The sequence below is a fragment of the Turicibacter bilis genome (genome assembly GCF_024499055.1).
Classification (GTDB): Bacteria; Bacillota_I; Bacilli_A; order MOL361; family Turicibacteraceae; genus Turicibacter; species Turicibacter bilis.
In genome coordinates, this window is record NZ_CP071249.1 from 721,910 (window position 1) to 736,127 (window position 14,218).

Sequence of the window (14,218 nt, forward strand, 5' to 3'; positions counted from 1 at the left end):
AAAAAAGAGGTCCCCCAAAAGTGGACCTCTTAAGATTAGAATAATGTCATTTGGTTACTTGGTGGTTGAACCGATGCTTTAGCTGGCTTATCATTCCCTAATTCCATGTCTCCAAAGACATTCATTAATTGTAATTTTTCGATTAATGTTTTTGAAACTTTTCCACGTGTTTGAACGTCTTTAATCGTTTTAAAGGGTTCTTCTTCACGAGCAGCTACGATTTGACGCGCTACGTTCTCCCCTAATCCGTCTAAAGCGGTAAATGGTGGAATTAATGATTTTTTATCTTCTGAAATTTTGAAATCAACCGCTTGTGATTCCTCAATATTAAAGTTTTGGAAATAGAAGCCACGCTCTGTCATTTCAAGCGCAATTTCTAAAATCGTGACTAAGTTTTTCTCTTTTGGTGTCGCTTCAAATCCTTTTTCTTCAATTTCATCTAGACGTTTACGAATCGCATCTGGCCCCTTAATCATGGTTTCCATTTCAAACACATCTGCACGTTTTGAGAAGTATGCACAGTAATAATAAATTGGATGATGAACTTTAAACCAAGCAATACGTATTGCCATTAAAACGTAAGCTGTCGCATGGGCTTTTGGGAACATGTACTTAATCTGACCACATGACCAAATATACCATTCTGGAATATTATGCTTACGCATTTCTTCTTCAAATTCTTTCCATCCATCTGGCACTTTACTTGCCATTCCTTTACGAACAAACTCCATAATTTTGAAGGCTAAGGCTGGTTCTAACCCACCATACATTAAGTAAACCATGATATCATCACGACATCCGATAACATTCTTAAATTCAATCTTACCAAATTTATCGTACTTACCTGCTACTAAATCAGCCGCATTATTTAGCCAAACATCTGTTCCATGTGATAGACCCGAAATTTTAACTAACTCAGCAAATGTTTTTGGTTTTGTATCTTCAAGCATGTTACGAACGAATGGGGTTCCAAACTCAGGTACTCCATATGATCCCGTCGTTGAACGAATTTGCTCTGGCGTCACACCTAATGATTCCGTTGAATAAAACAGTTTGTAAACCTCGGGATCATCTGTTGGAATATCTTTTGGATCAATACCAGAAATATCTTGTAAATAACGAATGACCGTCGGATCATCGTGCCCAAGAATATCAAGTTTTAATAAGTTATCATGAATTGAGTGGAAGTCGAAATGTGTGGTACGCCATTCTGCTGTTGGATCATCTGCTGGATATTGAATGGGTGTGACATCATAAATATCCATGTAGTTTGGTACAACGATAATTCCACCCGGGTGCTGTCCTGATGTACGACGAACCCCTTCACATCCTTTGGCTAAACGTTCAATTTCAGCGGTACGCATCTCTTTATGTGTATCCTCAATAAATCCTTTAACATACCCAAAAGCTGTCTTTTCAGCAACCGTACCAATCGTTCCGGCACGGAAAGCAAAATCATCACCGAAGACTTCACGGCAATATAAATGAGCGACGGGTTGGTATTCACCTGAGAAGTTTAAATCGATATCGGGAACTTTATCTCCTTTAAATCCAAGGAAGGTCTCGAACGGAATATCATGTCCATCTTTACGCATTTTCGTTCCGCAATGTGGACAATTCGCATCTGGTAAGTCAAATCCAGATTCCGCATTGGCTAAAATATCTTGGAATGGTTCTTCTTCTTTACGAATCCCATAACGCCCTTTTTCATCTTCATTCATCTTAAAGGCAGAGAATAGACAATTCGGACATCGATAATGCGGTGATAAAGGGTTAACTTCAGTAATATCCATTAATGTGGCTACGAAAGACGATCCAACTGAACCACGAGAACCTACTAAGTACCCATCGTCGAGTGATTTCTTAACTAACATGTGTGAAATATAGTAAATAACAGCGAATCCATTACCAATGATACTATTTAATTCTTTAATGAGGCGGTCTAATACATACTGTGGTAATTCTGATCCATACCATTCATACGCACGCTCATAACACATCTCACTTAAACGATCTTTGATACTTGGAATCCCTTTATCTTTTAAGAAATCATCTGCAGGCGTAAATAACTCATCTTTAATCGCTTTAATCATCTCACATTGATCGGCAATCATATTTGGATTTGTTACAATGATTTCTTTTTGTTTTTCTTCACTCAAGAAGTGGAAATCATTAAACATCTCATCCGTTGTTCTAAAATGCATACTTGGAATCGATTTAATATCTGGATGATTTAATGGATGACGTCCACCTCCGATTGATGGTGTTCGTGTATAAATCTGACGATATATTTTATCTTCACGATTTAAGTGATGAACATCTCCTGTGGCGCAGACTGGAATATTTAACTCTTCACCGACTTTGATAATACGTTCAATCGTTTGAATAATATACCCTGCCATCTCTTTTGAATTTAAATCAATTAAATGTGAATAAACTTCTGGGGGTTGAACTTCTAAGTAGTCGTAAAACTTAGCTTTTTCTTTTAACTCCTCGTATGATTTATTGATTGCTGTTTCAAAGACCTCACCATTGACACAACTACTTCCAATTAATAACCCTTCACGATGAGCTTCTAAGTAGCTACGACGAATACGTGGCTGACCATATAAGTCGTTTGTCATCGATTGAGAAACGACTTTAAATAAGTTTTTAAATCCAACTTCATTTTTTGCTAAAACTGTCACATGCGTAGAATAATCGAGCTTAAACGATGTATCTTTATCCACTAGGTTATTAATTTCATCATGCGTCTTAATACCTAGCTTCATCATATCTTTAAGTAATAAGATAAAGGCTTGACCTGTGGCACGTGCATCGTAAATGGCACGGTGATGTTGAGTTAATTCTACCTTAAAGAATTTCGATAACGCCTTTAAATTAAATCGTTTCATCTTACGCTTAAATTTTTCATCAATGGTTGCATCTGTCGCATAATTCCAATACACCCCAAATTGGTGGTGATACATCACACGAGCTGCAGCCAGTGTATCAATGACAGGATTTGTACATGGACCTAAATTAAAGCGTTTATAGGTAGCATGTAAATGCCCCATATCAAAGGCTGCATTATGAGCAACTAAAATACAGTCTTCTGACCAAGCTTTAAAGCGGCGCATCACGTCCTCAAGTTCAGGTGCATGATCAACATCACTTTGTAAAATATGAGTTAACTCAATTGTTTTTAACGAAAGTTTACGATGAGGGTTTGCAAAATCTGAAAACTCATCAATAATCGCACCATTTTTAATTTTTACCGCTGCAATCTCAATAATCACATCATAATTTGTCGAAAAACCAGTGGTTTCGACGTCATAAACGACATAGGTAGCATCATTTAAATTTAACGGTTGTTCATCCCAAGCAATTTTCGGTTCATCTTCAACTAGATAACCTTCAACGCCATAAATCACTTTAATATCATTTTTCTTTGCAGCATGATAAGCATCAGGAATTGCCTGAACGACACCATGATCCGTTAAAGCAATCGCTTTATGTCCCCACTGTGCCGCTTGCTTAATGTAATCTGAAATATCGGTTACACCATCCATTGCACTCATTTTCGTATGGACATGAAGCTCCACACGCTTCTCACCTTCTGGTGCTAGATCTTTACGAGGTTCTGTTTTAGCATCAATCACGTTTGCTGCATTTACCATCATACTTAACTCTTTTGAGAATGAGTCAAATTGAATACGTCCACTCACACGAACCCAATTACCTTTTTTCAAAATTTTAGGAACCATTTTTTTCATTTCTGCTGATTTAGCAAACATTTTAATATAAATCGAATCCGTATAATCTGTAAATTTAGCTGTAATTAACATCATCTCACCATTTCGGATATCGCGTGTTTCTGCATCAAAGATATATCCTTCTAAAATACAGCGACTCATTTCATCATCAATATCTTTACAGTTCATCGGAGTTCCATTAATCGGTCCTCCAATTGATGTCTCTGTCACTTCTGGCTCTTTTCGCGAATATCCTCCGCGACTTCCACCATAACCTCCACCTTCACCACGATAAACCGGTTTTTGTGGCTCCGCCTCTGGTTCAATAGGCTTTGGAATTTCTACAATTGGTGGTAATGACGTTTCTCGCTCTGTTAAAATATCTGCATCTGAAAGAGCATCTTCTGAATAAATTGGTCGAACCTGTTTAATTGGGAACCCAAAGCGTTCATAACTTTGCTGAATCTTAGTCGCATACTTTTGTTGAATTTCATTATAATATTGCTCATCCTTAACAGCGATTTGTAACTCATCACCTACAACAGAAGCTTTAAAGCTCTCAAGACAGCGAATTAATAAATCTTGACGGCTTAAATATTCAATCATCAGCGGCCAATATTCTAAAATTTGCTCGTCACTTGGTCGACTTAAATAACGAATCGTAAATGTTGCTTGATTCACTGTTTGAATACGACCAAATGTGTGATCAAATCGTGAATAAAACTCATAAAAAGCTGCTGAAATAAGCGGTGTATCAAACGTTAAATGAAAAAGTAATGCTTGACGCTTACGAAAAACATCTACTTTCTCAATCGTTTTTTCTTCAAATAAAAAAAGTTGATGCTCCGGATATTGAATTTGTTCCAATAAAATTTGCATCTGTTTTTGCATACGGGGCTCCCCCTTTTCTATATAAAAGACTAGTTAGTCATAACTAATACATTTTATCATTATTTGACGATTATTTCATCATTAAAATTTAACCAACCATGACTCTAAGTTATTATGGATTTTTTTAATTGATATAAAAAAAGTTCCCTCAAAAAGAGAGAACTTTTCAAATTATGCTAATGTTTCATATTTTTCTTGAACAAATGTCATTAAGTCAGCAACTGCCACTTCAGCAACTTCACCTGTTTGACGAACTTTTACTTCAACTAAACCGTCAGCAATACCACGTCCAACTGTAACTCGGATTGGTAATCCGATTAAGTCAGCATCAGAGAATTTAACTCCTGCGCGCTCTTTACGGTCGTCTAATAGAACATCAAATCCTGCTGTTTTTAAATCAGCATAGATTTTTTCTGCTGCTTCTAATTGATCTGCTTTTTTCACATCAACTGGAACGACATGAACATCAAATGGAGCGATTGATTTTGGCCAAATCATTCCATTTTCATCGTTATTTTGTTCAATTACTGCCATCATTACACGGCTAACACCAATTCCATAGCATCCCATAATGATTGGTTGTTTCTTTTGGTTTTCATCTAAGAAAACAGCATTCATTGGTTCAGAATATTTTGTTCCTAATTTGAACACGTGTCCAACTTCGATTCCTTTCGCGTGGTCAACGACACCAACACCGTCTGGAGATGGTGCTCCAACTGGTAAATCAGCTACCTCAATATTAGCAGCAAATGATCCAGTTGTTGAGTAGACGATTGTATCTTCTCCAATTTCAGCTAATGCCATAAATTCCGCAGATTGAGATCCACCAATTTGTCCACTATCAGCTTCTACCATACGGAAGTTTAATCCACAACGAGTAAAGATGTTTGTATAAGCTTGAACAAAGTTATTATACGCTTCATCTAAAGACTCTTGTGTCGCATGGAATGAATAAGCATCTTTCATGATGAACTCGCGTCCACGCATTAATCCGAAACGAGGGCGTGCTTCATCACGGAATTTTGTTTGAATTTGGTAAACTGTTAATGGTAATTTTTTATATGAATTTAAGAAGTCACGAACAACGTGTGTAATGACTTCTTCATGTGTTGGCCCTAAAGCAAATTCACGGTTATTACGATCTGTTAAACGCATTAACTCTGATCCATAAACATCCCAACGTCCTGATTCATCCCATAATTCTTTTGGTTGTAACGCAGGCATTAATAATTCATTTCCACCGATCGCATCTAACTCTTCGCGAACGATTCCTTCAACGTTATTTAAAACGCGTTTTGCAAGAGGTAAGTATGTATAAACTCCTGCTGCAACTTGTTTAATAAATCCAGCACGTAATAAGAACTGATGAGAACGAATTTCTGCATCACTTGGTACTTCACGTAGCGTTGGAATAAACATCATAGATTGTTTCATGTTTGGTCCTCCTAAAGCTTACTACGACTATTATTCAATTAGTCTCGACATTTTACCGTCTCTAATTGTTCATTATCGCATCTTTTTAATCCCTTTTCAATCTTTTTATGCACTAATTAAACGAATGATATCGTTAAATGTGACATAAATAAATAATCCAAAGAATAAAAGTAATCCCGTCATATGAATATAACCTTCAATTCGACGATCAACTGGACGTCCAATAATCGCTTCAATTAATACGAATAAAATACGTCCGCCATCTAAAGCTGGGAATGGAAGTAAATTCATAATTCCAATATTCACACTTAAGAACCCAACCCAGATTAGTAATGATGTTAATCCATAAGTCGCAATTGTTGACGTCATTTTATAAATGCCAACTGGTCCTGATAAATCATTAATTCCCGCCTCTTTTGTCACAAATAACATTCTAAAGGTCTCAAAAATTGAAACAAAAGCTTCTTTTGTTTTAAAAATGGAGTACTTGAAACCAGTTAATAATGATTTTTCATATTCAGGACCCACACCTATTGAAGAAACTAACGTTCCCTCACGATCATTGACTTGTGGTGCAATTTCTACCGTGTTTGTTTGGCCATTACGAATATAAGTTAGTGTCGTCGGTTCTGTCGTACTTTGAATAGCCGCTGTTAAGTCTTCCCAATTACTCACCACTTGATTATTATAAGAAACAATCGTATCCCCTTCTTCTAATCCAGCAACTTGAGCTGGAGAATCTTGAATAATTTGACCAAGCGTATTCGAATAGGTTGGCATACCTACTGATAAACCCACAATAAAGAATAAGACAAGGGCTAAAACAAAGTTCATCGTTGCTCCAGCTACCATAGTCGCAAAACGTGCCCATTTTGATTTTGATTCTAAACAACGATCATAAGGAGCAATTTGTTGAGTTCCTTTTTCAAGGATATAATACGCCTCATGTTCAACATTAAACTCACGAAGTATTCCATCTTCTGTTTCAAGGGATATCGTTAATTGTTTATATAAGTCAACCGATTTAATCGTTCCAATGACTTCTGGCTTTTGATCTTCTGGCTTTAAGTAAATTCGATCAACAAGTCCTTGTCGTGAAAAACTGACACCGACTACTTGATCAACCTTAACCATTTCTTTTTCAGCTTCTTCGCCTGCCATCGCAACAAATCCACCGAATGGAATAGCACGAATAGAGTAAGTTGTTTCCCCCTTCTTTTTACTCCAGACCGTTGGCCCCATTCCAATTGAAAACTCATGACATAAAATTCCATAATGTTTTGCTACAAGAAAATGCCCTAATTCATGAACTAAGATAATGATACCTAGTGCTAAAATAAAACTTATAATTCCTATCATCTGTCCTTCCTCCATTATTCATACTTTGTCATGATATTTTTTCGAACGTCACAATCAATTTCTAAAATTTCATCTAAGGTTGGGTTAGTAATCGTTTGATGGGCCGATAATGCTTCATAAACAACCTCTTCGATTCCTAGGAAACTGATCTTATTTCGTAAAAACAAATCTACCGCTGCTTCATTAGCTGCATTTAATACTGTCGGGCAACTTCCGCCCATACGTCCCGCATCATAAGCCATCTTTAAACATGGGAAGCGCTCAAAATCCATTGGTTTAAATTCTAATGTTCCTACTTCAGCTAAATTCAATGATTTCGCCTGCTTTAAATCAATACGCTCTGGATAACTCATTGCAAATTGAATCGGAATACGCATATCCGGTGTTCCTAAATGAGCAATAATACTCGTATCTTCAAACTCAACCATCGAATGAATAATACTTTGGCGATGTAAAATCGTTTCAATACGATCGTAGGGCATATCAAATAACCAATGTGCTTCAATGACTTCTAGTCCTTTATTCATCATTGAAGCTGAGTCAATAGTAATCTTAGCCCCCATCGACCAATTGGGGTGATTTAACGCTTGCTCACGTGTAACATTTTGTAGCATCTCTCGTGTATAATCACGGAATGATCCACCACTTGCTGTGATAATCAATTTCTTTACCGCTTTTGAATCTTCACCTTGTAAGCATTGATAAATTGCCGAATGCTCACTATCAACAGGTAATAACTTAACCCCATATTGCTTTGCTTTTTCCATGACTAAATGTCCAGCTGTCACGAGTGTTTCCTTATTTGCAATTCCAATGGTACGACGCATTTCAATCGCCTTTAGTGTTGGTAATAATCCAACTGATCCCATCACCGCTGATAATACAAAGTGTTCATCTCCTGGTACTTCGTCATAAGTTGCAACCGTGATTAATCCTTCACTTCCAAATCCAAAATGAATGGCTGGATATAAGTGAGATAACTTTTTCGCATCTTCTTCACTGATAACTGATACATATGACGGCTGAAACTCTTCAATAATTACTTGTGTTAGTTGGATATTACGTCCCGCTGAAAAAGCGACTAATCGAAACTTATCTGGATGCTGTCGAATCACATCTAGTGTTTGCGTTCCGATTGAACCTGTTGCCCCTAATAAATAAATATTTTTCATCTAAATCACCACATTCAATACATTAATTAAAATATAAAGTGCCAATGAAGCATATAAGTGACTGTCAAAACGATCGAGAACGCCACCGTGACCTGGGAATAACTTTCCAAAATCTTTAATTCCATATTCTCGCTTCATTGAAGAAGCCACTAAATCACCAAATTGTGCTACAGCTGCTACGACTAAACTCATGATAATCAGCATTAAAATCTGAGTTGATAATCCCGTGAACACGCCGAAAACAGTTCCAATAATAATTCCTAATAATGTTCCACCGATTGATCCTTCTACCGTCTTATTTGGACTAATACGTGGAGCTAATTTACGTTTCCCTAACTTACGTCCAACAAAATAAGCACCGGAATCTGTCACTGCTACGACAATAATCATAAATAAGAATAATTTTAACCCTAAAAATCGAATAAATATCATTGAGTGAAAGGTTGATCCGACATAAAAAATGGTTAGTAGATAGTAACCCGCATCCTTAATTGAAAAGTCCTTACGAACCACAACCGCTAATAATAAAATAAATAAAAATAATGCCATTGTACCTAACCCAAAGGTTAACGTCCCAGTAAATGATAAAGTTTTAAAGTTAAACGAACTAAACATAATCATCAAAGTAGCTAACATTGTAAATAGCTTCACTTCAATTGGTGTTTTAGCAACTGTCTCTTTCATATCAATCATTTCCTGTGTGGCTACAAGGGCTAATAACACGCCTAAAATGATAAACGGTAACTTTCCATAAATTAAAATCGGTAACCCTACCACAATCATAATAATAGCTGTGATAACACGCTGCTTCATGATTTAAACACTCCTTTAGTTTGCTTCATTTAAAGCACCAAATCGTCGATTACGCTTTTGATAATCTAATAATGCTTCATATAACTGCTCTTCTTTAAAGTCTGGCCAAGCAATCGAAGTAAAGTACAACTCTGCATAAGCTAATTGCCATAATAAATAGTTACTGATACGCAATTCTCCACTTGTTCGAATCATTAAATCAAGTGGGGGTAAATCTGAAGTCATTAAGTGTTGATTAATCACGTCTTCATTAATGTCTTCCACATTTAACTGACCATTTTTAACCTCTGTTGCAATGGCTTGGACCGCTTGTTTAATTTCATCTTGTGAACCGTAATTTAATGCAATCGTTAACGTCATCTTCGTATTATTCTTGGTTAATTCACTAATTTCTAATACTTTTTGTTGCAAGTCTATTGGTAATTCTTCTACATTTCCAATTACTTTTAACCTAATATTATTTTCAACTAACTCTGGAGCAAATTCATTAAAAAATTTAATCGGTAACTTCATTAAAAACTTCACTTCTTCATCTGGGCGTTTCCAGTTTTCTGTTGAAAAAGCATACACCGTTAAAGCTTTAATTCCAATATTCGCACATAGCTTTGTTATTTCTCGAACATTCATTGCTCCTTCTTGATGTCCAGCTGTTCTTGGAAGCCCACGTTTTTTAGCCCATCTTCCATTTCCATCTAAAATAATCGCAATATGTTGAGGCAATGGAGCGTTTAAAACTTGCTCTTTATTTACCTGTATCTTTCTCCTCTTTCTAAAGAACATTCAAGAAACCGCCTTTCATAAATTTAACCTATCTTGTATATTTTAATACACTTAACATCTTTTTTCCACTGACATTCAAGATTTATACAAATAAAATATACTTCCTCTCCTCTACAATAGAAAAAAGCTACTAAGAAAATTTCCTAGTAGCTTTATCTATATCAAGTCATCGTTTTACATCGTATAAAATCATGACATTCATTCATACTAAATACAGGTTAGTGTCTATTTAATCTTTTTTGAGCTTTTATCTTAATTCGATGAACCTCTTCTTTTGTTAATGGAGGAATCTCGCGACTCAACTCGACTTCTTGTTTCTTCATGTGTTTATGAAAAGATAATTTTACAAACTTATCATCTTTCTCACTCATCACATTTTACCTGCCAGATTAAATTAATCTTCTCGTTTAAAATATCCGTAGCGCTGTGCATTCGTTTTGACGCGCGTTTCTACTTTATGCGTCACACGTTTGGCATCACCAACAAATTCCGTACCAAACTCCGTTTCCATTTTCGATGCATCTGGAATTAATGCGTTACGAGCTAATCGTTTTGTTTGTTTTGTTGCCATGTAACTGCCTCCTTATGATGTAAAACGATGACATTTTTATTTTGCATTTTTTGTCGAAATATATGCATGAATCCTCATTAAGTCTAATAATTATTTAATCTAAAGTGAGATTCCATTCATAAACATTAATCTCTCGAACGCCCATCATATACATTTCAAGATGAAAAGGAACGACGTAGTTCCCTAACCATCGAGCTCCTAAACGTTGACACGTCTTATTTGATGGAAGATTATCTGGAAGACAGCTAATATACAGATAATTCATCCCATGTAATTGGGCCACTCGTTTAATAATTTGACAAGCTTTAGCTGCATAATGATGACCACGATAAGGGGGATATATTTCATACCCTATATTTCCTCCATAAAATGTATTTTCATTATATCCAACTCGAATATCAATTTTTCCAATCTCATAAGGCATTAAATGCTGTTTAATTTGAAAATGGTAGGATGGTGCGGCGAATTTTTCAAGATGAGCTGGAACTTTTTTTTCAATGATTAAATCAATTTCTCCATCTGTTAAATAACCCACATCTTTAAATCTAAACATGATATTAACACTCCTTCGTGTCCTTTACATTATTCCTTATCATCATACGTGACAATTCTAAAAAAATGAAAAAAAAGACAATATTCATTGTCTTTTTTTAAACTGATGAAACTGTTCTCGAATCTGAGGAAAACGAATAAAGAAATCTATTAATTTATTCAAACACTGAAGGGTTTCTTGCCCCACTGTATGTTCCATTTTTTCTGTCTCATCTAATAAATCTTGTTGAACACCAATCTCTTGTAAAAATTGATAGATTAGATGATGCCGTTGATATAAATACTGAGCGACTTTCCATCCCTCATTTGTTAAACGAATTTTCCCATAACGTTCATATATAATTAAATTCTTTTCATTCAATTTTTTTATCATCTTGGTCACAGAAGATGATTTTATATTTAATGAAGTTGCTAATTCATTTACTCTGATTTCTATTTTATTAGGCTGTGCTAATCGATAAATCATTTCAATATAATCCTCTTCGCTGGCAGTTAAGTTAGCCTGTTTCATGTAATCATAAAAGGTATGATACTCTTGAATTCCCACCTCAATTCCTCCCTATCCCGCTTTAATTACAATTCAATTTATTCTAGTTTTTAACCATCTATACCTAATTTAACTTTTTAAAAATAAAAAAGACTACCAAATAGGTAGTCTTCTAAAACTAGATTGACATGATATCTTTTTCTTTTTCGTCCGCTGCAGCGTCTACTTCTTTGATTTTCTTGTCAGTTAATTTTTGTACATCTTCTGTGTAACCTTTTAATGCATCTTCTGTGATCTCACCATTTTTTTGTAATTTTTTAAGATCATCGTTTGCATCACGACGTACGTTACGGATTGCTACTTTTGCATCTTCAGCAAATCCTTTAACTTTTTTAGCTAATTCACGACGACGCTCTTCTGTTAAAGCAGGTACGTTTAAACGAATAACTTCTCCATCGTTGTTTGGAGTTAATCCGATGTTAGCCTCGTTGATGGCACGTTCGATAGAAGATAATGTTGATTTATCATATGGCTTAATCACTAATTGACGAGCTTCAGGAACTGTCACTTGTGCCATTTGATTAATTGGAGTTGGCATTCCGTAGTAATCCACTTGGATGTTTTCTAATAAAGCAGCGCTAGCACGACCTGTACGTAAAACTGCGAATTCACGTTTTAATGAGTCGATTGCTTTGCTCATACGAGTTTCAGCATTTGTTAATACATTTTTAGGCATGATTATCTCCCCTTTACAATTGTTCCAATTTGTTCACCAGCAACGGCTTTCTTAATATTCCCAGATTCATTCATATTAAACACTAATAATTCAATATCATTATCCATACATAAAGAAGCCGCTGTTGAATCCATAACTTGTAATCCTTGATTTAATACTTCTAAATACGTTAATTCATCGTATTTAGTTGCTTTTGGATTATAACGAGGATCATCGTTATAAACTCCATCAACACCGTTTTTAGCCATTAAAATAGCATCGGCATTAATTTCAGCCGCACGAAGAGCAGCCGTTGTATCTGTTGAGAAATAAGGGTTCCCTGTTCCTCCACCAAAAATCACGATACGTCCCTTTTCTAAATGGCGAATAGCACGACGTCGGATATATGGCTCAGCAATTTGATTCATATGAATTGATGTTTGTGTACGCGTTTGAATTCCACAAGCTTCTAAAGCATTTTGTAAAGCTAAGGCATTCATAACTGTCGCTAACATCCCCATATAGTCAGCACTTGAGCGTTCCATCCCCATTTCACTAGCCGTTTTACCACGCCAGATATTTCCTCCACCTACAATAATGGCAATTTCTACACCAGTTTCGTAAGCACTTTTAATTTGTAAAGCAATTCGTTGTACAGTTTCGGCATCGATACCAAACCCTTTTCCTCCAGCTAAAGCTTCACCACTAAGCTTTAAAACAACACGTTTATATGCAGACATTACGGCACCCACTTTCTCATCCTTTTATATCCAAAGCAAGGGACACAGTGCTGTGTCCCTTAAATATGAATCGTAATTATGCGCGAACTTGGCTCATTACTTCTTCAGCGAAGTTTGCAACAACTTTCTCAATTCCTTCTCCAACTTCTAAGCGGATGAATGATTTGATAGTTGATCCGTTGTTTGCAGCAAATTTAGCAACTGTTACATCACCATCTTTAACGAATGGTTGTTCTAACATACATACATCTGCTAAGAATTTGCGGATACGTCCTTCAACCATTTTTTCAACGATGTTAGCTGGTTTTCCTTCGTTTAATGCTTCTTGAGTTAAGATTTCACGTTCTTTAGCTACAACTTCTGCAGGAACTTGTTCTACAGTTAAGTATTGAGGGTTGATTGCAGCAGCGTGCATTGCAGCATCTTTAGCTACTTCTTCTTTACCTTCAACAACAGTTAACGCAGCAATACGTCCACCCATGTGTAAGTAAGATCCGAAGAATTCGTTGTCAGCTTTCTCAACAACAGTTAAACGACGTAAAGTAATTTTTTCTCCGATTGTTGAAGTTGCTTCGATTAACATTCCATCTACAGTAGTTCCTTCAACTTCGATTGCTAAAGCTTCTTCTACTGTTGCAGGTTTGTTAGCTACTAAGATTTTTCCTAATTTATCTAATAAAGTTAAGAATTGTTCGTTTTTAGCAACGAAATCAGTTTCTGAGTTTAATTCGAAGATAACTGCAGTGTTTCCTTCGATTGCTACTGAACATAATCCTTCAGCTGCTACACGATCAGATTTTTTAGCCGCTTTAGCGATTCCACGCTCACGTAACCAATCGATTGCAGCAGACATATCTCCATTTGTTTCTACTAATGCTTTTTTACAGTCCATCATACCTGCACTAGTTTTTTCACGTAATTCTTTAACCATAGCCGCTGTAATTGCCATTATGATTCCTCCTAATGTTTT

At 36.0% G+C, this 14,218-nt stretch carries 13 protein-coding genes; all 13 read right to left on the reverse strand.

Annotated elements, in window-relative coordinates:
- Positions 1-35: 35 nt before the first annotated feature.
- Positions 36-4,625: a PolC-type DNA polymerase III gene (locus J0J69_RS03375; protein WP_212724852.1), complete on the reverse strand. Its 4,590-nt coding sequence runs from the start codon at positions 4,623-4,625 to the stop codon at positions 36-38.
- 171 nt (positions 4,626-4,796) lie between these two features.
- Complete coding sequence (gene proS / locus J0J69_RS03380; RefSeq protein ID WP_055241413.1) at positions 4,797-6,059, reverse strand: proline--tRNA ligase; 1,263 nt, start codon at positions 6,057-6,059, stop codon at positions 4,797-4,799.
- Between the two features lie 105 nt (positions 6,060-6,164).
- Positions 6,165-7,418 carry an RIP metalloprotease RseP gene (rseP, locus tag J0J69_RS03385; protein WP_212725861.1) on the reverse strand — a complete coding sequence of 418 codons (1,254 nt, stop codon included), beginning with the start codon at positions 7,416-7,418 and terminating at the stop codon, positions 6,165-6,167.
- Between the two features lie 14 nt (positions 7,419-7,432).
- Positions 7,433-8,590 carry a 1-deoxy-D-xylulose-5-phosphate reductoisomerase gene (dxr, locus tag J0J69_RS03390; protein ID WP_212725860.1) on the reverse strand — a complete coding sequence of 386 codons (1,158 nt, stop codon included), beginning with the start codon at positions 8,588-8,590 and terminating at the stop codon, positions 7,433-7,435.
- The gene (locus J0J69_RS03395; RefSeq protein ID WP_212725859.1) at positions 8,591-9,403 is read right to left on the reverse strand and encodes a phosphatidate cytidylyltransferase; all 813 of its coding nucleotides are present in this window, start codon (positions 9,401-9,403) and stop codon (positions 8,591-8,593) included.
- A gap of 15 nt (positions 9,404-9,418) precedes the next feature.
- The gene (gene uppS / locus J0J69_RS03400) at positions 9,419-10,183 is read right to left on the reverse strand and encodes an undecaprenyl pyrophosphate synthase (protein WP_212725858.1); all 765 of its coding nucleotides are present in this window, start codon (positions 10,181-10,183) and stop codon (positions 9,419-9,421) included.
- 218 nt (positions 10,184-10,401) lie between these two features.
- Entirely contained in the window at positions 10,402-10,554 is a 153-nt protein-coding gene (locus tag J0J69_RS03405) for a hypothetical protein (protein WP_156343877.1), read from the reverse strand.
- A gap of 23 nt (positions 10,555-10,577) precedes the next feature.
- Positions 10,578-10,754, reverse strand: coding sequence for a hypothetical protein (locus J0J69_RS03410; RefSeq protein ID WP_172676247.1), 177 nt, complete (start codon positions 10,752-10,754; stop codon positions 10,578-10,580).
- Positions 10,755-10,848: 94 nt separating this feature from the next.
- Positions 10,849-11,307 (reverse strand): GNAT family N-acetyltransferase, encoded by a 459-nt coding sequence (locus J0J69_RS03415; RefSeq protein ID WP_055274953.1) that lies wholly within the window; start codon positions 11,305-11,307, stop codon positions 10,849-10,851.
- 84 nt (positions 11,308-11,391) lie between these two features.
- Positions 11,392-11,853: a metal-dependent transcriptional regulator gene (locus tag J0J69_RS03420; protein ID WP_144436935.1), complete on the reverse strand. Its 462-nt coding sequence runs from the start codon at positions 11,851-11,853 to the stop codon at positions 11,392-11,394.
- Between the two features lie 118 nt (positions 11,854-11,971).
- Positions 11,972-12,529, reverse strand: a complete 558-nt coding sequence (gene frr, locus J0J69_RS03425; protein ID WP_055241450.1) for a ribosome recycling factor — start codon at positions 12,527-12,529, stop codon at positions 11,972-11,974.
- Positions 12,530-12,531: 2 nt separating this feature from the next.
- Positions 12,532-13,248 carry a UMP kinase gene (gene pyrH, locus J0J69_RS03430; RefSeq protein WP_212725857.1) on the reverse strand — a complete coding sequence of 239 codons (717 nt, stop codon included), beginning with the start codon at positions 13,246-13,248 and terminating at the stop codon, positions 12,532-12,534.
- Between the two features lie 76 nt (positions 13,249-13,324).
- On the reverse strand, positions 13,325-14,197 hold the full coding sequence (gene tsf, locus J0J69_RS03435) for a translation elongation factor Ts (protein WP_055304348.1): 873 nt from the start codon (positions 14,195-14,197) through the stop codon (positions 13,325-13,327).
- Positions 14,198-14,218 lie beyond the last annotated feature (21 nt).

Excerpts from the sequence above, each read along its gene's own strand:
- J0J69_RS03375 (WP_212724852.1), bottom strand. The coding sequence starts at position 4,625 with ATGCAAAAACAGATGCAAATTTTATTGGAACAAATTCAATATCCGGAG.
- proS (WP_055241413.1), bottom strand. The coding sequence starts at position 6,059 with ATGAAACAATCTATGATGTTTATTCCAACGCTACGTGAAGTACCAAGT.
- rseP (WP_212725861.1), bottom strand. The coding sequence starts at position 7,418 with ATGATAGGAATTATAAGTTTTATTTTAGCACTAGGTATCATTATCTTA.
- dxr (WP_212725860.1), bottom strand. The coding sequence starts at position 8,590 with ATGAAAAATATTTATTTATTAGGGGCAACAGGTTCAATCGGAACGCAA.
- J0J69_RS03395 (WP_212725859.1), bottom strand. The coding sequence starts at position 9,403 with ATGAAGCAGCGTGTTATCACAGCTATTATTATGATTGTGGTAGGGTTA.
- uppS (WP_212725858.1), bottom strand. The coding sequence starts at position 10,183 with ATGTTCTTTAGAAAGAGGAGAAAGATACAGGTAAATAAAGAGCAAGTT.
- J0J69_RS03405 (WP_156343877.1), bottom strand. The coding sequence starts at position 10,554 with ATGAGTGAGAAAGATGATAAGTTTGTAAAATTATCTTTTCATAAACAC.
- J0J69_RS03410 (WP_172676247.1), bottom strand. The coding sequence starts at position 10,754 with ATGGCAACAAAACAAACAAAACGATTAGCTCGTAACGCATTAATTCCA.
- J0J69_RS03415 (WP_055274953.1), bottom strand. The coding sequence starts at position 11,307 with ATGTTTAGATTTAAAGATGTGGGTTATTTAACAGATGGAGAAATTGAT.
- frr (WP_055241450.1), bottom strand. The coding sequence starts at position 12,529 with ATGCCTAAAAATGTATTAACAAATGCTGAAACTCGTATGAGCAAAGCA.
- pyrH (WP_212725857.1), bottom strand. The coding sequence starts at position 13,248 with ATGTCTGCATATAAACGTGTTGTTTTAAAGCTTAGTGGTGAAGCTTTA.
- tsf (WP_055304348.1), bottom strand. The coding sequence starts at position 14,197 with ATGGCAATTACAGCGGCTATGGTTAAAGAATTACGTGAAAAAACTAGT.